General features: G+C 37.9%; 21 protein-coding genes. 12 read left to right on the forward strand and 9 right to left on the reverse strand.

Annotated features, from left to right (window positions below):
• Positions 1 to 9: 9 nt before the first annotated feature.
• From glpE to cyaY, 3 genes are read right to left on the reverse strand one after another with little or no spacing between them, the layout of a single operon-like run.
• Positions 10 to 324, reverse strand: coding sequence for a thiosulfate sulfurtransferase GlpE (gene glpE, locus EL259_RS04525; protein ID WP_126599408.1), 315 nt, complete (start codon positions 322 to 324; stop codon positions 10 to 12).
• A complete protein-coding gene (gene recQ, locus EL259_RS04530) occupies positions 305 to 2,185 on the reverse strand; it encodes a DNA helicase RecQ (protein WP_408608237.1) in 1,881 nt (626 codons plus the stop codon). The genes glpE and recQ overlap by 20 nt, the downstream gene beginning before the upstream one ends.
• 5 nt (positions 2,186 to 2,190) lie before the next feature.
• Positions 2,191 to 2,502 (reverse strand): iron donor protein CyaY, encoded by a 312-nt coding sequence (gene cyaY / locus EL259_RS04535; RefSeq protein WP_126599411.1) that lies wholly within the window; start codon positions 2,500 to 2,502, stop codon positions 2,191 to 2,193.
• A gap of 113 nt (positions 2,503 to 2,615) precedes the next feature.
• On the opposite strand from cyaY, the gene lptM reads away from it, so the two are divergent.
• Positions 2,616 to 2,747 carry an LPS translocon maturation chaperone LptM gene (lptM, locus tag EL259_RS04540; protein WP_126599413.1) on the forward strand — a complete coding sequence of 44 codons (132 nt, stop codon included), beginning with the start codon at positions 2,616 to 2,618 and terminating at the stop codon, positions 2,745 to 2,747.
• An 18-nt stretch (positions 2,748 to 2,765) separates the two neighbouring features.
• Positions 2,766 to 4,025 (forward strand): diaminopimelate decarboxylase, encoded by a 1,260-nt coding sequence (lysA, locus tag EL259_RS04545; RefSeq protein ID WP_126599414.1) that lies wholly within the window; start codon positions 2,766 to 2,768, stop codon positions 4,023 to 4,025.
• Here the strand turns inward: lysA and hda are convergent.
• Entirely contained in the window at positions 4,022 to 4,717 is a 696-nt protein-coding gene (gene hda, locus EL259_RS04550; protein WP_126599416.1) for a DnaA inactivator Hda, read from the reverse strand. The two genes, lysA and hda, sit on opposite strands and share 4 nt — an antisense overlap.
• Positions 4,718 to 5,031: 314 nt before the next feature.
• Between hda and EL259_RS04555 the strand changes: the two genes are divergently transcribed.
• Positions 5,032 to 6,288 (forward strand): uracil-xanthine permease family protein, encoded by a 1,257-nt coding sequence (locus tag EL259_RS04555; RefSeq protein ID WP_126599417.1) that lies wholly within the window; start codon positions 5,032 to 5,034, stop codon positions 6,286 to 6,288.
• A 99-nt stretch (positions 6,289 to 6,387) separates the two neighbouring features.
• On the opposite strand, the gene EL259_RS04560 is transcribed toward EL259_RS04555, so the two are convergent.
• Together EL259_RS04560 and EL259_RS04565 are read right to left on the reverse strand one after the other, a co-directional pair.
• Complete coding sequence (locus EL259_RS04560) at positions 6,388 to 7,161, reverse strand: class II glutamine amidotransferase (protein ID WP_126599419.1); 774 nt, start codon at positions 7,159 to 7,161, stop codon at positions 6,388 to 6,390.
• Between the two features lie 132 nt (positions 7,162 to 7,293).
• Positions 7,294 to 8,019, reverse strand: a complete 726-nt coding sequence (locus EL259_RS04565) for a glutathione peroxidase (RefSeq protein ID WP_126599421.1) — start codon at positions 8,017 to 8,019, stop codon at positions 7,294 to 7,296.
• 150 nt (positions 8,020 to 8,169) lie between these two features.
• On the opposite strand from EL259_RS04565, the gene oxyR reads away from it, so the two are divergent.
• The 4 genes from oxyR (at position 8,170) to gmhB (ending at position 11,008) form a co-directional block, all read left to right on the forward strand.
• Positions 8,170 to 9,087: a DNA-binding transcriptional regulator OxyR gene (gene oxyR / locus EL259_RS04570; RefSeq protein WP_126599423.1), complete on the forward strand. Its 918-nt coding sequence runs from the start codon at positions 8,170 to 8,172 to the stop codon at positions 9,085 to 9,087.
• Entirely contained in the window at positions 9,081 to 9,713 is a 633-nt protein-coding gene (gene fabR, locus EL259_RS04575; protein WP_126599425.1) for an HTH-type transcriptional repressor FabR, read from the forward strand. Before oxyR ends, fabR begins: the two co-directional genes overlap by 7 nt.
• Before the next feature lie 57 nt (positions 9,714 to 9,770).
• Entirely contained in the window at positions 9,771 to 10,265 is a 495-nt protein-coding gene (locus EL259_RS04580) for a GreA/GreB family elongation factor (protein ID WP_126599427.1), read from the forward strand.
• Between the two features lie 191 nt (positions 10,266 to 10,456).
• Positions 10,457 to 11,008 (forward strand): D-glycero-beta-D-manno-heptose 1,7-bisphosphate 7-phosphatase, encoded by a 552-nt coding sequence (gene gmhB / locus EL259_RS04585; protein ID WP_126599429.1) that lies wholly within the window; start codon positions 10,457 to 10,459, stop codon positions 11,006 to 11,008.
• 112 nt (positions 11,009 to 11,120) lie between these two features.
• On the opposite strand, the gene EL259_RS04590 is transcribed toward gmhB, so the two are convergent.
• Complete coding sequence (locus EL259_RS04590) at positions 11,121 to 12,659, reverse strand: YifB family Mg chelatase-like AAA ATPase (RefSeq protein WP_126599430.1); 1,539 nt, start codon at positions 12,657 to 12,659, stop codon at positions 11,121 to 11,123.
• 150 nt (positions 12,660 to 12,809) lie between these two features.
• On the opposite strand from EL259_RS04590, the gene EL259_RS04595 reads away from it, so the two are divergent.
• Positions 12,810 to 13,676 carry a VirK/YbjX family protein gene (locus EL259_RS04595; protein ID WP_126599432.1) on the forward strand — a complete coding sequence of 289 codons (867 nt, stop codon included), beginning with the start codon at positions 12,810 to 12,812 and terminating at the stop codon, positions 13,674 to 13,676.
• Positions 13,677 to 13,714: 38 nt separating this feature from the next.
• Here the strand turns inward: EL259_RS04595 and yihA are convergent, their stop codons facing one another.
• Both yihA and trmL read right to left on the reverse strand, forming a co-directional pair.
• Positions 13,715 to 14,350 carry a ribosome biogenesis GTP-binding protein YihA/YsxC gene (yihA, locus tag EL259_RS04600; protein WP_126599434.1) on the reverse strand — a complete coding sequence of 212 codons (636 nt, stop codon included), beginning with the start codon at positions 14,348 to 14,350 and terminating at the stop codon, positions 13,715 to 13,717.
• Positions 14,350 to 14,844: a tRNA (uridine(34)/cytosine(34)/5-carboxymethylaminomethyluridine(34)-2'-O)-methyltransferase TrmL gene (gene trmL, locus EL259_RS04605; RefSeq protein ID WP_126599436.1), complete on the reverse strand. Its 495-nt coding sequence runs from the start codon at positions 14,842 to 14,844 to the stop codon at positions 14,350 to 14,352. The genes yihA and trmL overlap by 1 nt, the downstream gene beginning before the upstream one ends.
• A gap of 178 nt (positions 14,845 to 15,022) precedes the next feature.
• On the opposite strand from trmL, the gene EL259_RS04610 reads away from it, so the two are divergent.
• From EL259_RS04610 to dusA, 4 genes are all read left to right on the forward strand, one after another.
• Positions 15,023 to 16,222 (forward strand): uroporphyrinogen-III C-methyltransferase, encoded by a 1,200-nt coding sequence (locus EL259_RS04610; protein ID WP_126599438.1) that lies wholly within the window; start codon positions 15,023 to 15,025, stop codon positions 16,220 to 16,222.
• Between the two features lie 11 nt (positions 16,223 to 16,233).
• Positions 16,234 to 17,481: a heme biosynthesis HemY N-terminal domain-containing protein gene (locus EL259_RS04615; RefSeq protein ID WP_126599440.1), complete on the forward strand. Its 1,248-nt coding sequence runs from the start codon at positions 16,234 to 16,236 to the stop codon at positions 17,479 to 17,481.
• Positions 17,482 to 17,554: 73 nt separating this feature from the next.
• Positions 17,555 to 18,949, forward strand: a complete 1,395-nt coding sequence (locus EL259_RS04620) for a chloride channel protein (RefSeq protein WP_126599442.1) — start codon at positions 17,555 to 17,557, stop codon at positions 18,947 to 18,949.
• A gap of 9 nt (positions 18,950 to 18,958) precedes the next feature.
• Positions 18,959 to 19,930, forward strand: coding sequence for a tRNA dihydrouridine(20/20a) synthase DusA (gene dusA / locus EL259_RS04625; protein WP_126599444.1), 972 nt, complete (start codon positions 18,959 to 18,961; stop codon positions 19,928 to 19,930).
• Positions 19,931 to 20,049 lie beyond the last annotated feature (119 nt).

The raw sequence follows: 20,049 nt of genomic DNA on the forward strand, positions 1-20,049 counted from the left end.
GGTGCATGACTACTTCTCCACCGGTAATTCTGCTTTTTGCCAGCCTTCGAAACCGCCAGTTAGGCTGTAAACGTGTTCGAAACCTTGATTTGCAAGAAATTCGGCAATACTACGGCTGCTGATACCGTGATAACAGGATATGATGATTGGATCTTCGTATTCCCATTGATTGATATATTGTTGAAGATTTTCATTTCCGAGATGGATAGCGCCTTGTGCATGGCTTATTTGAAAGTCTTCTAATTTACGAATATCAGCAAGGACAACTGAATCTGTTTTTACTAATTCCCAAGCATCTTGTGGGCTAATTTCTTGAAAGTTCATAATCGGTTCCTTTATTTTGATTTTGAATATGCTCTTTAATTATAGTTAAAAATGCGTATCCAAAACGCTCCATTTTTATCGAGCCTACACCATTTATTTCTAGCATAGCTTTACTAGAATCAGGCTTATAGCGTGCCATTTCTTGTAAAGTAGCATCGTTAAATACGATATAAGGCGGAATATTATTTTTATCTGCAATTTGTTTACGTAAGAAACGCAGTCTTGCAAATAAGTCTTTGTCGTAATTCGTAACAATATTTTTATGTGATATTGCACTCATATGGCGTGGCAATCTTGGTTCTGCAAGTTGTAGTGGAATCTCACTACGTAACACTGCTCGTGCTTCCGAAGTAAGCATAAGTTGACTATGTGGGATATAATTTGTTTCTAACATTACTTGTTTGACAAAACCGAGATGAATAAGTTGGCGTAATACTGATTGCCAGTATTCTTGAGATTTTTCTTTGCCGATGCCATAAACACTTAAAGTATCATGTTGATTATCAATAATTTTTTGGTTTTTCATGCCACGGAGTACGGCGATGACATAGTGGCTACCGAAAGATTGTCCTACGCGGAAAATAGTTGACATAATCTTTTGAGCATCCAAAAGTCCATCGTATTTTTTAGGAGGATCGAGGCAGATATCGCAGTTTTGGCATGCCTCGTGGCGATGTTCTCCAAAGTAATTGAGTAGGACTAGTCTTCGGCAGGTTTGGCTATCGGCAAATTCGCCAATACTTTGTAATTTTTGTTGTTCGATTTGGCGTTGTGGACTATCTGCTTTCTCTAAAAGAATCTTTTCCAGCCACGCATAATCTGCTGGATCATAAAAAAGGACAGCTTGTGCTGGAAGGTTATCTCGACCCGCGCGTCCAGTTTCTTGGTAGTAGGATTCAATACTACGAGGAAGGTCAAAATGGACAACAAAGCGGACGTTGGATTTGTTTATTCCCATTCCAAAAGCAATGGTAGCAACGATTACTTGAATATCATCACGTTGAAATGCTTGTTGGATACGTTCTCTTTCTGCTGTCTCCATTCCAGCATGGTAGCCTGCAACTTGAATACCTTCTTTTTGAAGACGCTCAGTTAATTTTTCTACTTTTTTACGGCTATTACAATAAATAATCCCACTTTTCCCTTTCTGTTTTTGCACAAAGGTACAAAGTTGATCAGTAGGCTTAAATTTTTCCATAACCATATAACGAATATTGGGACGGTCAAAACTACCAATATAACGATAGGGTTCTTGTAAGTTTAAATGTTTTACAATATCTTGGCGTGTTACAAGATCGGCTGTTGCTGTAAGTGCCATGATAGGAATATTCGGAAAGGCTTGTTTCAAATTGCCAAGTTGTGTGTATTCAGGACGAAAATCGTGTCCCCATTGAGAAATACAGTGTGCCTCATCAATGGCAATAAAACTGACGTGGCATTGTGAAATAAATTGAAAGAAACTATGTGAAAGAATTTTTTCAGGCGAGAGATAGAGCAATTTTAACTCACCCTGAATGGCTCGACTCTGAACACGTTGCTGTTCTTCAAAAGTCTGACTAGAATTGAGAAAGTCCGCAGCAATACCATTTGCACGTAGTTGATCCACTTGGTCTTTCATTAATGAAATAAGCGGAGAAATGACAAGTGTTAGCCCTTTAAAATAAAGCGCTGGAATCTGGTAGCAAAGCGACTTACCATTCCCTGTCGCCATAATGACGAGGGAATCGCGTTTTGCTAACGTTGCTTGAATAACTTCTTGCTGTCCCGTACGAAAATGCTGATAACCAAAGGTTGATTTTAAAATATTAAGTGCGATATCAACATTTTCTGTAACGTTTGCGTGTTGTGCTTCCACGGATATATCTCTTAGCGAGTAAATGTCACGTTTTCTCCATAACGTGCACAAGCTGTTTCAAGTAATGACCAAAAAGATTCACCATTTTGGTTCATCCATTCACCATTTTGGAAACTAAAATGGTATCCTCCAGCTCTGCTTGCAAGCCATAGCTCTAGAAGAGGTTCTTGCTTATTGATAACAATTTGTTCATCGTCAGGGAAAGTGATGGTAAATACTGAACCTTGTGTATCACAATCAACATCACAACCTTGTTGTTCGAGTTGTTCTTCAATATTCAGCCAAAGTTTATCAATATTTTGATGGTATTCAGTCAGATTCATTATATTTCCTTCCTATAAAATAAAGTTAAATTATAAAGATTTTCCTTAATTAGCGATAGCATAAAGCGAGATTTAGTGATAAAAAGTAACTTTATTTTCTTTTGGAGTAATCTATGCGAAAAATGGCATTTTTGGTCGCTATTTCTACATTAACTATGGCGCTAGTAGGTTGTGGGGTAAAAGGTCCACTTTATTTTCCAGCTCAACAATCGAATCAACAGGCACAACAACCGATTAATCAATAATCGTTCAAGGGGTAAAGTATGGGGTTTTATTTTAAAAACCATCAACTTATTGTTGATGAAATAGCAGTTTCTGATATTGCAAATGAATATGGCACGCCACTTTACCTCTATTCGCAGAAACAATTGATTCAGAATTGGCGTGCCTTTGACACTTCTTTTGCTGTATTAAATACAGCTCCACGACATCTTGTTTGTTTTGCTGTGAAGGCTAATAGTAATTTAGCTATTTTAAAAACGTTGGCACAATTGGGCTCTGGATTTGATATTGTCTCTGGCGGTGAATTAGCCCGTGTTCTTAAAGCAGGTGGCGATGCAAATAAAGTTGTTTTCTCTGGCGTTGGAAAACGTGATGATGAAATCCTTATGGCGCTTAAAGCAGGGATTAAATGTTTTAATGTAGAGAGTGAACAAGAGCTTTACCGTATTCATTCTATTGCACAGCAAGAAAATCTTATAGCACGCATTTCTTTCCGTATTAATCCTAATATTGATGCACATACCCATCCGTATATTTCGACAGGGTTAAGCGAAAATAAATTTGGTATTACGGTAGATGAAGCATTACGTCTATATGATCTCGCCCATCGCTTATCGCATATTCAAGTTGTTGGTATTGATTGTCACATTGGTTCTCAATTAACAGATTTATCTCCTTTTAAAGAGGCAGCACTAAAGGTTCGTCATATGATTGATACCCTTATTTGCCGTGGTATTCCTTTAAAACACGTTGATTTTGGTGGTGGACTTGGCGTGAGTTATGATGGGAAAAGTGTTCCGTCTATTCAAGATTATGTCAAAATCTTAGTCGAAGTGATGCAAGATTATCCTGAATTAGAAATTTTAATTGAGCCTGGGCGTGCGATTTGTGCGGATGCAGGGATTCTTGTAACGAAAGTAGAATACATTAAAAAGCACGGTACGAAGTATTTTGCTATCGTAGATACTGGAATGCATCAAATGATTCGTCCAGCCTTATATCATGCCGAAATGCGAATTATTGAAGTCAATCAAATGGTGCGACCATCACAGTGTTATGATGTGGTTGGCCCGATTTGTGAAAGTAGTGATTTTCTTGGTAAAAATAGAAAATTACAGATTCAACAAGGTGATTTGTTAGCAATGTTAGATGCGGGGGCGTACGGAGCAGCAATGTCATCTGCTTACAATAGCCAAGTTGCTGCAAGCGAAGTGATGGTATGTGGAAACACTGTTAAGATAATAAAAGCACGTCCGAGCTTGGAGAGTTTATGGCAGGGCGAAAATATGGATCTCAGCTAGAGATTTAAAACTTCTTTTACAAATGGAATAGTGAGCTTGCGTTTGGCTTGTAAAGAGGCTTTATCTAATAAAGAGAGCGTTTCTGAAAGTGTTTTTAAATCACGTTCCATACGTTTTAACAGGAAATTCGCCGTTTCATCGGGAAGCTCAATACCACGTTGGCGAGCATTTTCCTGTAAAACTTGACGTTTTTGATCTTCATTTAAGTTAGCAAGCTGATAACTTTCTCCCCAGGTCAAGCGTGATGCTAGATCGGGTAAATTAACTTTCAAAGCATGTGGTGATTGATCGGCACTCATAATAAGTAACGTTTTTTGCGTTTCTTTAATACGGTTAAAAAGATCAAAAATAGCGACTTCCCATTCAGGATCACCCATGACACATTGTAAATCATCGAGGCAGACGAGTTCTTTTTGTTCTAAATTTTCTAATACTGCTGGTGAAAAGTAGCATGATTTGCTTAATGGAACATAAATAGCACGGCGATTTTTTAAGAAAAATTCGTTGCTACATGCTTTTAAAAAGTGAGTCTTCCCCGACCCTTTCTCTCCCCAAAGATAGAAAAAAGGCTGTTGCAGATGTTCGAAATTTTTACGTACAGAGCTTAAGAGTAATAAATTACTTTCGCCATGAAAATTGGAAAAATTTTCGTCATCAATCTGGTGAATAGGAAGAAGTAGTTGTGTCAATATAAATATCCTAACAATTTGGTATGTCTAGCCTATAAAAAAATAATGGTCTTGGCAAGAATAAAAAACATAAAAAAGATTGCAGTGTGTAAATGTTTGCGTATAATACGCCAGATTTTTTGTGCTAAAAAAGGTTTTGTATGCAAACAACATATTTAGATGTCATTTCGTCGCCAAAGCTGTTAGATCGTTTTCGATTATTTGACAGTATGTTGTTTCTTCTTAAACCAAAAAAATTATTAAAAAACAGCTAAGAGTTTTTTCTCTTAGCTGTTTTTTTATGGGCAAAAGAAAGTGAAATAAGGAGAATAAGCATAATGAGTGCAACAGATTATAGATTTAGGTTTAAAGATTCATTAATTGGATTACAGTTTTTATTTGTCGCTTTCGGGGCGTTAGTTCTTGTTCCGATTCTGACGGGACTTGATTCTAGTGTGGCATTATTTGCAGCAGGGATTGGAACCATCGCTTTTCAGTTGACGAATAAATTCTTAGGGAGAGGTGAGATTCCACCGATTTTTCTTGCCAGTTCCTTTGCTTTTATTGCACCGATTAGTTTTGGGGTGCAGGAATGGGGAATCCCTGCGACTTTATCTGGACTTGTTGCGGCAGGGGGATTTTATATTGCATTTTCTTTTCTTATCAGAATTTTTGGTAAGAGCTTTTTAAATCGCTTATTACCGCCGACAGTAATTGGTCCTGTAATTATGTCGATCGGGCTTATCCTTTCACCGGCAGCCGTTAATATGGCGATGGGAAAATCTGGAAATGGTGCAACTATTCTAGTGGCACATAATACGGCACTTTTAATCTCTTTTGTAACGCTAGCAGCAGTACTTGTTACCTCAATTGTTGGACGAGGTTTAATGAAACTCGTGCCAATTTTGGTCGGCATTTTAGTGGGATACACCTTATCTTATTTCTTAGGGATTATTGATTTTACGGCAGTCCATAAAGCAAGTTGGTTTGGTATTCCACATTTTTCTTTTCCTAAATTAAATTGGGATGCCATTTTCTATATTGTACCTATTGCTATTGCACCGACAGTGGAACATATCGGAGATATGTTAGCGATTTCAAATGTTACAGGGAAAAACTATTTAGAAAAACCAGGACTTCATAATACTTTGTTAGGTGATGGAATTGCGACCGTGCTAGCTACTGCCGTAGGTGGACCACCATGTACAACTTATTCTGAAGTAACGGGTGCGGTGACAGTTACGAAAGCATTCAATCCAGCAATTATGACATGGGCGGCTATCTTTGCAATTATTTTGGCCTTTATTGGGAAAGTTGGTGCGTTACTTGCAACCATTCCAGTTCCAGTAATGGGAGGAATTATGTTGTTATTGTTCGGTATTATTACGGTGGTGGGAATCAAAACATTAGCTGCTTCAGATGTTGATTTAAATTGCCCACGTAATCTTGCAATTATTGCGATTATTCTTGTTTTCGCAATTGGCGGGATGAGTTTCGAATTTGGTGGTGTAGGATTCTCTGGTATTGGACTTGGGGCTATCAGTGGAATTATTTTAAATTTAGTATTACCGAAACCACCACGCGAAGATAAATAAGTATAAGCTAAACTAGCTTTATTCTTTCAAAAAATCCCGTTATAAGTTAACGGGATTTTTATTTTAAAAATTTTTCAGAAAAAAGGGGCGTGTTCGGAATTATTTAATGCGTTCTCCCTGTTTAAACAAACAAAGTTCACCTTTTTCCATTTTCACCCAATTTTCATTTTTCGTTAATGGACGTGTTGCAATGATAGTGACTTTATCGCGCTCAGTAGTATACGGACGAAAATCAATTACTGCATCATCATCTACGCGCAATACTTCTCCAAACGGAGCATGGCGTGTGATGTAATATAAATCCGTGGTACAAAATGCAAACATAACCTCTCCATTTGATAGTAAAAAGTTAAACGTACCGTTTTCTTGTAAAGTTTGGCTAATTTCCTTAATACTTTCAAATAGTTGTTTTTCAGTAGGTTTTGTTTTAAATTTATTTTTTAACTGATTTGCCATAAAACAGAAAGCGGCTTCTGAATCAGTTGTTCCAATTGGCTCATAGAAAATAATATTATTTTCTTCTAAATGTGGTAATGCGGTAAGGTTGCCATTGTGGGCAAAGACCCAATTTTCTCCCCATAATTCACGCAAAAATGGATGCGTATTTTCAAGATTAATTTCACCTTGGGTTGCTTTACGAATATGGGCAATGCCATTTAGTGTTTTTAGATCATATTTTCTGAGACTCTGTGCGATAGGCGAGGTAAGTGCAGATAGGTTATCACGGAAAATACGTACAGATTTACCTTGAAAGAAGGCAACGCCACAACCATCACAGTGTTGATCAGTTTGTCCTGCTCGTAAATAGAACCCATCCATTGAAAAATTCATATCGGTGGGGACATTACAATTCATTCCCAAAAGTTGACACATTGTTTTCTTCCTTGTTTAAGCTCCAAAATGAGTAGTTATTATATAGAATCTTGAGGAATAAATGCTATAAAAAAACCGCATTCAATTTGAATGCGGTTTAATCTATGATTAATTTACTTGTGGTAAGTTAAATTACGCAAAGTATTTTTCTAAATCTTCGCTTCCACCAATATATTCACCACCGATGAATACTTGTGGAACAGTGCTTTTACCAGTAATTGCACGTACAGATACCATAGTTGCATCACGGCCAAGAACGATTTCTTCAAATGTATAGCCTTTTTGTTCTAATAAAGTGCGTGCTTTTGAACAGAATGGGCAACCTGGTTTAGTAAAGATGGTTACTGATGGAGCAGATTGCCATGTTGGATCAAGGTATTTGATCATGGTATCAGCATCAGAAACTTTGAATGGGTCGCCTGGTTCTTGTGGTTCAATAAACATTTTTTCTACGATACCATCGCGAACAAGCATAGAGTAGCGCCATGAACGTTGACCGAAGCCAAGATCACCTTTTTCAACTAACATGCCCATGCCTTTTGTAAATTCACCATTACCATCTGGAATAACAGTTATATTTTCAGCATCTTGATCAGCTTTCCAAGCATTCATAACGAAAGTATCATTAACTGACATACAAATGATTTCGTCAATACCAAGTTTTTTAAATTCTTTTGCTAATTCGTTATAACGTGGTAAGTGAGAAGATGAACAAGTTGGGGTAAATGCACCTGGCAAAGAGAATACGATAACAGTTTTGCCTTTAAACAAATCGTCAGTGGTTACATCGACCCATTTATCGCCTTGGCGAGTGTGGAATGTTACTTGAGGAACTTTTTTTCCTTCCATTGTTGCCATAAGTCTCTCCTTCATAGCAGGTTAATTATTAGTGTGGATTATAGGCATACTTATGATATATTTCCAAATGTTAATCTTGATTTATTCAATCGTTTTTACCTATCATTGGTAGAGAAGGTTATCTAGATTTAGAATTGTAAGGAATTTTTTATGAATGTTCGTGATCTTGAATATTTAGTGGCATTAGCCGAATACAAACATTTTAGACGTGCAGCGGATGCTTGTAAAGTCAGTCAGCCGACACTTAGTGGACAAATTCGTAAATTGGAAGAAGAATTGAACACTATTTTGTTAGAACGAACTAGCCGTAAGGTATTGTTTACGCAGTCAGGTTTATTATTAGTTGATCAAGCACGCGCAATTTTACGTGAGATTAAACAATTTAAGGATATGGCAAGCCAACAAGGAAAAGAGATGTCAGGACCATTACATCTTGGTGTCATTCCTACACTTGGACCTTATTTGTTACCTTATATTGTTTCTACGATTAAAGAAGAATTTCCGAAAATTGAGCTTTTTCTTTATGAAGCTAAAACGCCACAACTTGTTGAATTGTTAGAAAATGGGAAATTAGATTGTGCAATTTTACCTAGCAAAGCAGAACTAGATGTTTTTATGAATGTATCGATGTTTTCAGAGCCAATGAAATTAGCTGTACCGAAGTCCCATCCATTTGCTGCACGTAAAACAGTTGATATGAAAGAGTTGCATGGTAAAGAGATTTTGATGTTAGATGATGGACATTGTTTACGTGATAATGCCGTCGGTTACTGTTTTACAGTAGGGGCAGTTGAAAATAAACATTATCAAGCAACAAGTTTGGAAACGTTGCATAACATGGTTGCTTCTGGACTAGGGATCACTTTAATTCCTGAATTAGCTGTGTTGGCTGATCGTTGTGGAAAAGTCGTTTATGTACCTTGTGTAAATCCAACTCCGTCACGCGAAATTGTTATGATTTATCGTCCAGGTTCACCGTTAAGAAAACGTTATGAACGTGTGGCTCGTGCGATTTCAGAAGCTGTAATACCCGTTATTAAACAACCTGAAACGAAAAAATCATGCTAGGTATTCGTGCGATTCAAAAACAAAAAACACGTCAGGCTTTAGTGGCTGCTGCATTTAATCAGCTGAGTTCTGAACGTAGTTTTTCGAGTTTAACTTTACGTGAAGTGGCGAGAGAAGCAGGAATTGCGCCGACTTCTTTTTATCGCCATTTTCGTGATTTAGATGAACTAGGTTTAGAAATGGTAGATGAAGCGGGCTTTGCTTTACGCCAGTTGTTACGCCAAACACGTCGCCGTATTGAAGGTGGTGGAAGTGTGATTGCCATTTCTGTTGACGTATTTTTTGAATTTATTTGTAACAACCCCAATGTGTTCCGCTTAATTTTATGTGAAAGTTCAGGCACATCCCAAACTTTCCGAAATGCTGCAAATCTAGAGCTTAAATATTTTATCTATGAGCTTGCAGACTATATCGCCGAGAAGCATAAGTATCCGCAAGATTTCGCATATACACAGGCAGAAGGGATCGTCAATTTAACCTTCGCAGCAGGGGCAAGTGCATTAGATATGGAAGTTGAAGCTCGTGAAAAATTAAAAATGCGCGTGATTCAACAATTGCGAATGTTAGCAAAAGGTGCCCATATTTATGCGCAAGAAATGTTTAAAAATAATAAAGTTGAGAAATAACGATATTATTTGGGCTTTCTTGAAGGTATATACATCTTAATTGCAAAGGAGAAGTGAATGAGTCGTGCTTTTGTTAAAGAAAATGATGACATGGAAGTTAGCGTTGTTGCTCCACGAGCATTTTTACCAGAAGGCGAAATTAATTACGTAACGCTACAAGGAATGGATGCGTTACGTCAAGAACAACGAGATCTTATTAGTGAATTAGATGCACTTAAACAACAAAATCTAGGGAATAATCGTCCACAACAACAATATTTACAAGCCAAATTACAACTTTTAGAACAGCGTATTTCAAGTGCAAAAGTTATTAATAATCAGGCAACAGATAAGGTCCGTTTTGGTTCTAAAGTCGTTTTATATAAACCTGAGGAAGATTGTACTTGTAGATATCAGATAGTTGGTGTTGATGAGGCAGATGCGAAACAATATAAAATTTCTTATCTTTCTCCCATTGCGAGAGCGTTAATGAATAAAGAAGTTGGTGATAGTATCCAAGTTAAAACACCGAACGGTATGCGAGAAATGGAAATTGAAGAAATTTTAGCGTAGAGGGATCTCACATTAAAATTTATCAGTTAATTGAAATATTATTATTGCACAGTGCTAGATGAAGGCAACTCATAGTAATTTAGACATCTAGATGTTTAAATAAGGCTTTTTTGAATCATTGATAAAAGTTGCGAAAATAAGAAGAAATAGTGATAATTTGCAACAATTTATAGCGAAATTAATGAGAAAATATGAATAAAGCAGTTTTTTTAGATCGTGACGGCACATTAAATATTGATCATGGTTATGTGCATACGATTGATGATTTTGAATTTGTAGAGGACAGTATTGAGGCCTTGCGTAAATTAAAGCAAATGGGCTACCTTTTAGTGCTTGTCACCAACCAGTCAGGGATCGCTCGTGGTTATTTTACAGAAGATCAATTTTTACAACTTACTGAATGGATGGATTGGTCTTTAGCTGAACAAGGAGTGGATTTAGATGGCATCTATTATTGTCCGCATCACATTGATGGCAAAGGAGAATATCGTCAGGACTGCGATTGCCGCAAACCCAAAGGCGGTATGCTTAAAGATGCGATTAAAGCTTTAAAAATTGATCCGACTAAATCCGTTATGATCGGCGATAAGGTTGAAGATCTTATGGCGGGTAAAAGTGTGGATGTTGGGACGAATATTTTAGTTCGTACTGGCAAACCGATTACCGAAGAAGGTGAAGAGATGGCTGATGCTGTCTTGGATAGTATTGCCGATTTGCCACGTTTCTTATCACGTCGTAAATAAATTATTAGAAAAGATTTTATCACGCCCGCATTTTCGTAAAAAATTATGCTTTTTACATAAAAAATAACGAAAATGTAGGCGTAATTTTATTTTTGGTCTTTCTTTTTTATCTTTACAATTCTTTGCCTAATTTTTGCAAAAGCCTGTCCATGGCTCGATAACCTAACGCTTCAGCAAGGTGTTTTTGTTGAATATCTTTTTCATTTTCCAAATCTGCAATAGTACGGGCAACTTTTAAAATACGATGATAGGCACGAACAGATAAACCTAATTTATTGAGTGCATTTTCTAAGAAGATCGCCTCTTTTTCACCGATTTTACAAAAAGTTTCAATTTCTTTACTGCTTAAATAGGCATTTACTTTGCCAGCACGTTGTAGCTGGATTTGACGAGCCATAATGATCCGTTCACGGATCTCGGCACTACTTTCACCTCGTTCGCTGGATTGATCCAGTTTTTGTAATGTCCCCTGCGGTAATAAAGGCACTTCGATGGAAAGATCGAAACGATCAAGGAAAGGACCAGAAAGCCGATTTAAATAGCGCATAACTTGTTGAGGCGACGTGCGATTATGGGTTCCTGTATAATGCCCCGTTGGGCTTGGATTCATAGCAGCGATTAATTGAAAACGTGCGGGAAACTGAATTTTTGCATTCGCACGAGAAATGATAATTTCCCCGCTTTCTAAAGGCTGGCGTAAGGCGTCTAGTACTTTCCGTTCAAATTCAGGTAATTCATCTAAAAATAGTACGCCATTATGGGCTAATGAAATTTCACCAGGTTTTGGCACAGTGCCTCCGCCCACTAGAGCAGGCATGGATGCACTATGATGGGGCGCACGAAAAGGGCGCTTTTTCCAGTTATGGAAATTCAATTCATTTTGTACAAGGCTAGTTACTGATGCGGTTTCGATGGCTTCACTATCTGACATCTCAGGTAATAAATCCGTCAAGCGGCTAGCCAACATCGTTTTACCCGTCCCTGGTGGGCCTAAAAAGAGCAGATTATGTTGCCCCGCGGCCGCAATCGTTAAGGCACGCTTAGCGTGTTGCTGACCAATAATATCTGTCATATCTCGTGTAGAGGTTAACGGAGGCAATGTTATTTCAGAAATGGTTTCACTGGCGAGGGGCAGAGGTTGTTGTTGATTTAAAAAATTAACCACCGCCAGGAGATTAGGTGCGTAGTAAGTTTCTTGTTGGGATACGAGGGCCGCCTCATTGGCATTTTTTTCTGCAATAATTAAATGGCGTTTTGCCTTTTCTGCCGCTAAAATAGCCGGAATTATGCCCTGGACACCACGAAGTTGTCCAGTAAGGGCTAGTTCACCGAGTAGTTCGTAAGATTGAAGATGTTTGCCATCGAGTTGACCTGATGCCGCAAGGATGCCAATGGCGATCGGTAGGTCAAAGCGTCCGCCTTCTTTAGGCAAATCAGCAGGCGCTAAATTAACCGTAATACGTTTGGCGGGATATTTAAAATTGGCATTAATAAGTGCACTACGAACCCGCCCTTGAGCTTCGGTTACTGTTTTTTCGGGTAATCCGACGAGTGTGAAAGCGGGCTTACCATTACTGATGTGGACTTCAATTGTCACGAGCGGTGCTTCAACACCGATTGAAGCACGACTATATACTACGGCGAGAGACATGTTTTTCTCCATATTTATAGACTTGGTACATATAAAATAAAAAAGGTAAGAATTAAAAAAAATCTCAGGGAGGAGAAATTTCGATCTAACTCGCAAAGATCGTACTTTTTGGGGTAATTTGATTTTTTATTTAATTTTTTGAGATGTATTATGCAAAATATTTATTGTTGGCCTACTGCACAGGCGATTTATCCTGATCGTAATAACAAATCTTATGCCGCAAAGCGTTTTCGCTATAATTTACGTAGTTTTTTAAATCGTAGCAGAATTAAAGCATTTGAACGTTTTGTAAATCAAAATCCGTATTTAATTCCTCTTTTAAATGCTCGTCCTAATTTCAGTTATCCAATTGCTCATCGTTTTCTAGATAAACGTTTTAGTGGAAAAAAACGATTACAGGAAATGTGTGAAAATTTACGGTTTTTACCAGAAAGATTGGCACAATTAGGCGCAGATTCGGTTCTTGAAAAAAATATTGTGCTGGCAACGGTGATGGACGATTATGAACTTCGTTTAGGGATTAATACGTTCCAGCCAATGGAAGGATTTTGGAATATTGAGCTTTTCCATAAGGCGAATGATGAACTTATTTATTTACTCACTTTTGGCAAAATTGAGGACGCGTTACTGATTGCGGTCATTCAAGGACCTAACCAAGAAGGTTCAAAAGAAATGGTTAAGCAATTAACAAAAGTATGCCATGGTTTACGCCCCGCTTATTTGATGGTAGAAGTGATGAAAATGGTTACGGATGCATTAGGCTATTCTCGCTTATTGGGGATTCCACAAAAATATCAAAATAAATCTCGCTTTATTAAATCAAGTAGCTTTGTGGTGGATTACGATGCCATTTTTGGAGAAAGTAAAGGGACGTTGAAAGCATATTGGGAATTACCACTGGCATTAGAAAGTCGTGATTTAGAGGAAATTCCAAGTAAAAAACGCAGTATGTATCGTAAACGTTATGCCATGTTGCATGATATTGCAGAGCAAGTAAAAACGGCTCTTCACGCATAAAATAAAAATGGATATTTAACAATATCCATTTGAATTTATTATTCTTTTTCTGCTAAATAGGCAGTCACAGGTGAAAACCAACTGTTGAGTTTAGCAGAAAGTTTATCAATCCCGATTTTATTGGTACCAGAGAAAGCTTCTACTTCAATGTCCCCTTGGAACGGTAAAATCGCCTCGCGAACCATTTTAACTTGTTTAATGCGTGCGCCTTGGCTTAATTTATCTGCTTTTGTGAGTAATAGAAGAACAGATTTATTTGCCATTACTGCCCATTCGATCATCTGTTGATCGAGATCCTTTAATGGGTGGCGAATATCCATTAACACGACGATCCCTTTTAAACATTCACGTTCTTGTAAATATTCACCTAAAGATCGTTGCCATTGGATCTTCATTTTTTCAGGCACGGCAGCATAGCCATATCCAGGAAGATCGACAAGTTTACAATCGGGTTCAACTTCAAATACGTTGATAAGTTGAGTACGTCCTGGTGTTTTTGAGGTACGGGCTAAGTTTTTTTGTTTAGTTAACGCATTTAATGCAGTCGATTTACCCGCGTTAGAACGCCCAACAAATGCGACTTCAATTCCTTGTTCAGGTGGCATAGATTTAATATTGGGCGCACTAATTAAAAAGTGAGTCTTTTGATAGTTTAATCGAAAATCTGTTGTCATTAAGCCTCCGTATTAAAATTTGGATCATAGTTGACGGCATCATTAAAGCCAAGTTGTCGCCATGCTTCATAAACTGCCACAGCAACGGAGTTAGATAAATTCATACTACGACTATTTGCTATCATTGGAATACGTAGTTTTTGCTCAATAGGAAACGTATCTAAGATTTCCTTTGGAATACCACGTGTTTCAGGACCAAACATTAAAAAGTCACCCGCTTGGAAATGGACCTGACTTGGAGAGGGGAGCCCTTTTGTTGTCATGGCAAAAATGCGTTTTGGTTGGGCGAGTTCTAGAAATTCAGCATAGTTTTTGTAATGTTTAATGTCTGCGTATTCATGGTAATCCAAACCGCTACGACGCAATTTTTTATCATCCCAACGGAAGCCAAGCGGCTCGATGAGATGAAGTCTAAATCCTGTATTGGCGCAAAGGCGAATGATGTTCCCAGTATTTTGAGGAATTTCTGGCTCGTATAATACAATATCTAACATAGTTTATCTTTCATCTAAAAAAGGAAAGATTGTACCCTTGTCGGCATAAAGCACAAGAAAAACTTCATAAAAGCCTAAAGAGAAAACTGACATTCATATGGATAAATGCTAGGATAACCACAGTTTAATATTGTAAATTATGCCTACCTAATTTCTTCATTCCTAGAGGAGAATTCTAATGTCGAAAGAAAATAATTCCCCGCAAGATAATAAAGCGGATAAAAATGTGATAGCACCAGCGGATACGGCTGCTAAAGCGAAACCACAAGCAGAAAAAATGAAAAAAAATGACGAAAATCGTGGCGTACCGGATCAAAAATCAAAGCAAAAAACAAAAAAAGGAAGTGGTACGGCATTAGCAATTTTAGCAATTTTGTTGAGCTTAGGCATTGGGGCTGGAGGCTATTATTTTATTCAGCAAAATGATCAACAATCTGATAGCCAAATTAATCAATTAACGACACAGATTGCACAGATTTCTCAAAAGTTACAAGACGGATCTCCTTTATCTAAGCAATTGAACACAGTCACTAATACTGTGCAAGATTTACAAAAAAATGATGAAACATTGCAAGATAAAATAGCGAATTTGAATGATGAACTTCAGATTAAGAATCAAGCAATTAACGCATTACAAATTCAAATTAATCGCTTAAATTCAGGAATGAAAGATACGCATCCTAAAGCGTGGAAATTGGCAGAAGCAAATTATTTGTTAAATAACGCGTATCAAAAATTAGTCATTAGTGATGATGTGCCATCAACTATTGCGTTATTACATGCTGCAGATCGTACGCTTGCACAAATTGATGACCCAAGTGCGCTCTCGGTACGTGCTGCGATTGCTCAAGATTTACGTACATTGATGGCGGTTAAAGTTGTTGATGAAAATAAAATTATGGCAAGTCTTTCTGATTTAACTGCCGAAGTATCAGATTTGATGCCATTAAGTTTACGTCATGAGGATGACAACCAATTAAGCCATTCAGTGAAAGATTGGAAAGAGAATATTAAAAAGTCTATTGGTTCGTTTATGGATAAATTTATCCGTGTTACTCCAAGAAATTCGCACAGTCAGGAATTATTAACCCCACGTCAAGAAATCTACTTGCGTGAAAATCTGCGTTTACGTTTGCAAATTGCAACAATTGCAGTAGAACGCCATCAAGAAGGGGTTTATAAACAATCTTTACAACTTGTAGCAGATTGGACAAAACACTATTTTGATATGAAAGAACCCGTGGTTAAACAATTCTTAGCGACAGTTCAAAAATTACAAGATGAAAATGTTGCAATGGATTTACCAACGACATTAACTAGCATGAATTTGATGAATAAACTGTTAGATTCGGCTAATCCACAGGCGACAAATTTATAAGGAGTTAAGCAATGTTTAAAGTATTATTCCTTATGTTGCTTTTACTTGCTGGAATTTTGGGTGCTCCTTATATTGCAGGCAAGCAAGGCTATGTTTTAATTGAAACTGCAAATTATCGTTATGAATTATCAATTACTATGCTCGTGATTTTATTCGTAGCGAGTTTAGCGGCAGTTTATATTATTGAATGGGTTTTATCTCGTTTTTTCCGATTAAGTCGTTCATCTTATACTTGGTTTTCACGCCGTAAACGTAGTAAAGCTCAACGCCAAACCCTAGAAGGTTTAATGGCATTTGGTGAAGGGAATTATCGTAAGGCACAACGTTTAATTGGTAGCAATGCGATGTATTCTGATGAGCCTGTTCTGAATTTGATTAAGGCGGCACAAGCTGCCCAAAAAGCGGGTGATGACTTGTCTGCTAATCGTTATCTTAAAGAGGCTACAGGGATTACAGGCGAGAACAATTTATTAGTAGAAATTGCACGTATTAAGATTTTAATTGCCCAACAAAAATGGGAAGAAGCACGTTCTACTGTTGAAGGACTTTTAAAAATTAGCCACAACAATCCAGAAATTTTGTCATTGGCAATTGAAATTTACCAACATGACCACGCATATGCGGCGCTTGACCGAATTTTAGATCAAGTAGAACGTTCTGGCATGTATGATAGTAAAACGTATGATGCGCTTGAACAGGAAGTTGAAAATGGTTTGTTAGACGAAAAATTAAAAGAGGGTGGGGTAAAAGGACTCCTTGCCTGGTGGAAAGATCAAAGCCGTCAACGTCGTGGTCGATATGAAATGAAAGTGGGGATGGCTAAACGATTGTTAGATAACGGTGATCAAGAAAATGCATATAACCTGATTTTAGATGCAGCCAAAACAACCGAATCAGAAGGAAAAGCGTTATACCAAACACTACAACAGCAAATTATTCGTTTAAAAGATATTGAAAGTTCCAAATTACAGCGTGTTTTAGAAAAACAATTACCGCATGCGAATACCTTTAAAGATGATCTTCACCGTAGTTTAGCTTATCTTTACGTTCGTGCGGGTGACTATGCGAAAGCAAGTCATATGTTTAGCGAATTATTGAAAGATAAAGCTGAAATGCAAGAAAATGATGTCGCAATGGCTGTATTTGCCTTCGAACAAAATGGCGAACCTCAACTTGCACGTCAACTTCGAGAAGATAATTTAAAAAATATGGTGCCAGCAAATGCCGCATCAAATGTTAAAGAACTAAAACATATCTAATGACAGGATAAGCTTCTATCTAACAAGATAGAAGCTTATAGTTTTTATATTAAAAATTAAATTCGTTTATAACATGAGAATATTTTCACCAAAATTTCGTCAATACGTCCGCAAGAAAAAACGTCAAAGTCATCGAATATCCCATAAAAGCGTGGAGTTTACTTGTTTACTTATTGGGGCAGCGCTCGTTGCGCTCGTTTCTTTCGGATTCGCTCAATTGGCTAACTGGGGATTAGCATTAAATCATTCTTGGGTTGCTAAATATCCACGTGCAGTTTGGGTCGTTTTACCAATAGGTTTAGCGATTTTGGCATGGTTTACACGCAAATATGCCCCTTTCGTATCAGGAAGTGGTATTCCGCAGGTTATCGCTTCAATTAATCTGCCACATGGTCCGTATAAAGGTTATTTAGTCAGATTTTGGCAAACATTATGGAAAATTCCACTTACATTTCTCGCAATGATAATTGGTGGTTCTGTGGGTCGTGAAGGTCCATCTGTACAAGTTGGGGCTGCGGTTATGTTGGCATGGGGAAACTTCTGTCGCCGTCATGGTCTGGCTTTTTCAGGTTTAACCGCAAATGAATTAATTGCAACAGGGGCTGCAGGCGGTTTAGCCGCTGCATTTAATGCACCTCTAGCAGGGGTAATGTTTGCGATTGAAGAATTAGGACGTGGCGTAGCTTTACGTTGGGAACGTAAAATTTTACTTGGTGTTCTTGCGTGTGGTTTTATCTTAATTGCTATTGCAGGGAATAACCCTTATTTCCCACATTATCATGGGGCGGTCGATGTACCTTATTTTATTTTGTGGGTAGCTGGCTGTGGTGTGATCTGCGGTGTATTAGGTGGATTATTTGCTAAATTACTTGCGAAAGGTGTTGTAGCACTTTCTCCAGCACGTATTCGAGGTTGGTTGCGTCGCCATCCTGTTATGGTTGCATTTGGATTAGGGCTTCTTTTGGCTGCAATTGGTACTGTTGCACAAGGTCAAACCTATGGTACAGGTTACGGCGTCGTCGCTCAGGCATTAGATGGCAACTCCGTGGCTGAAAATTTAGGTATCTGGAAATTACTTGCAACAGTAGGAACTTATTGGTCAGGCGTTGCAGGTGGTATTTTTACTCCTTGTTTAACAACAGGTGCGGGGATTGGGATGCAAATTTGGTCTTTAACTGGCGGCATCATTGATCAACGTTTACTTGTGCTTATTTGTATGGCAGCTTTCTTGGCAGGCGCAACACAATCACCTGTTACAGCAAGTGTCGTAGTAATGGAAATGACAGGTAGTCAACCTGTTCTATTCTGGATGTTACTTTGCAGTATTGGCGCATCAATTATTTCCCGCCAATTTAATCCAAAACCTTTCTATCATTTTGCAGCGGGACGATTCCGCCAACGTGTACAAGAACTTGCTAAAGAAGAAAGTGAACTTAAAAATAATAACGAAGCTCAACAAAAGGCATAATTTTCTTTTATGACACAACAATTTTACCGAGGGCGATTTTCTGTCGCCCCTATGCTTGATTGGACGACAAGACATTGTCGTTATTTTCATCGTCAGTTTAGTCAACATGCGTTGCTATATACCGAAATGGTAACAACGGGTGCCATTATGCACGCAAAATATGATCATCTCCTTTTCTCAGAAGCAGAACATCCTGTTGCTCTTCAACTAGGAGGAAGTGATCCGAAAGCATTAGCACAATGTGCAAAATTAGCGGAGGAACGAGGTTATGATGAAATTAACCTCAATGTTGGTTGTCCATCTGATCGTGTACAAAATGGCGCATTTGGTGCGTGCTTAATGGGGAATGCCCCTCTTGTTGCAGATTGTATTGCGGCGATGAAAGCTGAGGTGAGGATTCCTGTTACCGTGAAAACGCGAATTGGGATTGATGATCTTGATAGTTACCCATTTTTGACAGATTTTATTGAAAAAGTGGCACAAGCAGGCTGTGAGGAATTTATTGTACATGCTCGCAAAGCTTGGCTGTCTGGTTTAAGTCCTAAAGAAAATCGTGATATTCCACCATTAGATTATGAACGTGTTTACCAATTGAAACGTGATTTTCCACATCTTTGGATTGCGATTAATGGTGGCATTAAAACATTAGATGAAATGAAGCAACATCTTCAACATGTTGATGGCGTGATGGTGGGGCGAGAGGCTTACCAAAACCCATCTATTTTAGGTTATGTTGATCATATGTTATTTGATGAAAGTGCACCGATTGTTACTCCGCTAGAGGCGATCGAGAAAATGTTACCTTATGTTGAGGAACAGTTATCACAAGGTGTGAAACTAAATCATATGACAAACAGTTTATTAGGTGCATTTCAAGGTTGCAAAGGAGCGAAACAATATCGTCGCCACTTAAGTGAAAATGCGTATAAAGTGGGCGCAGGTGTTGAGGTTTTAGAACACGCTTTAGGATTTGTAAAATAAATAATATCACGCCCCGATTTTCCATAAATTTTTTAGAAAATCGGGGCGTGTTTTAAATGCTATAAAAATACCCGCAATTCCTGCGGGTACAGCGAATAATATCTATGAAACGCTTATAA

This window comes from Actinobacillus delphinicola, assembly GCF_900638385.1.
Classification (GTDB): domain Bacteria; phylum Pseudomonadota; class Gammaproteobacteria; order Enterobacterales; family Pasteurellaceae; genus Actinobacillus_C; species Actinobacillus_C delphinicola.

Coding starts and splice junctions, on each gene's coding strand:
- EL259_RS04560 (WP_126599419.1), bottom strand. CDS start 7,161: ATGTGTCAACTTTTGGGAATGAATTGTAATGTCCCCACCGATATGAAT.
- EL259_RS04590 (WP_126599430.1), bottom strand. CDS start 12,659: ATGTCTCTCGCCGTAGTATATAGTCGTGCTTCAATCGGTGTTGAAGCA.
- fabR (WP_126599425.1), top strand. CDS start 9,081: ATGCTAGGTATTCGTGCGATTCAAAAACAAAAAACACGTCAGGCTTTA.
- EL259_RS04565 (WP_126599421.1), bottom strand. CDS start 8,019: ATGGCAACAATGGAAGGAAAAAAAGTTCCTCAAGTAACATTCCACACT.
- lysA (WP_126599414.1), top strand. CDS start 2,766: ATGGGGTTTTATTTTAAAAACCATCAACTTATTGTTGATGAAATAGCA.
- trmL (WP_126599436.1), bottom strand. CDS start 14,844: ATGTTAGATATTGTATTATACGAGCCAGAAATTCCTCAAAATACTGGG.
- EL259_RS04620 (WP_126599442.1), top strand. CDS start 17,555: ATGAGAATATTTTCACCAAAATTTCGTCAATACGTCCGCAAGAAAAAA.
- EL259_RS04595 (WP_126599432.1), top strand. CDS start 12,810: ATGCAAAATATTTATTGTTGGCCTACTGCACAGGCGATTTATCCTGAT.
- dusA (WP_126599444.1), top strand. CDS start 18,959: ATGACACAACAATTTTACCGAGGGCGATTTTCTGTCGCCCCTATGCTT.
- EL259_RS04615 (WP_126599440.1), top strand. CDS start 16,234: ATGTTTAAAGTATTATTCCTTATGTTGCTTTTACTTGCTGGAATTTTG.
- EL259_RS04555 (WP_126599417.1), top strand. CDS start 5,032: ATGAGTGCAACAGATTATAGATTTAGGTTTAAAGATTCATTAATTGGA.
- gmhB (WP_126599429.1), top strand. CDS start 10,457: ATGAATAAAGCAGTTTTTTTAGATCGTGACGGCACATTAAATATTGAT.
- lptM (WP_126599413.1), top strand. CDS start 2,616: ATGCGAAAAATGGCATTTTTGGTCGCTATTTCTACATTAACTATGGCG.
- cyaY (WP_126599411.1), bottom strand. CDS start 2,502: ATGAATCTGACTGAATACCATCAAAATATTGATAAACTTTGGCTGAAT.
- EL259_RS04580 (WP_126599427.1), top strand. CDS start 9,771: ATGAGTCGTGCTTTTGTTAAAGAAAATGATGACATGGAAGTTAGCGTT.
- glpE (WP_126599408.1), bottom strand. CDS start 324: ATGAACTTTCAAGAAATTAGCCCACAAGATGCTTGGGAATTAGTAAAA.
- oxyR (WP_126599423.1), top strand. CDS start 8,170: ATGAATGTTCGTGATCTTGAATATTTAGTGGCATTAGCCGAATACAAA.
- yihA (WP_126599434.1), bottom strand. CDS start 14,350: ATGACAACAGATTTTCGATTAAACTATCAAAAGACTCACTTTTTAATT.
- EL259_RS04610 (WP_126599438.1), top strand. CDS start 15,023: ATGTCGAAAGAAAATAATTCCCCGCAAGATAATAAAGCGGATAAAAAT.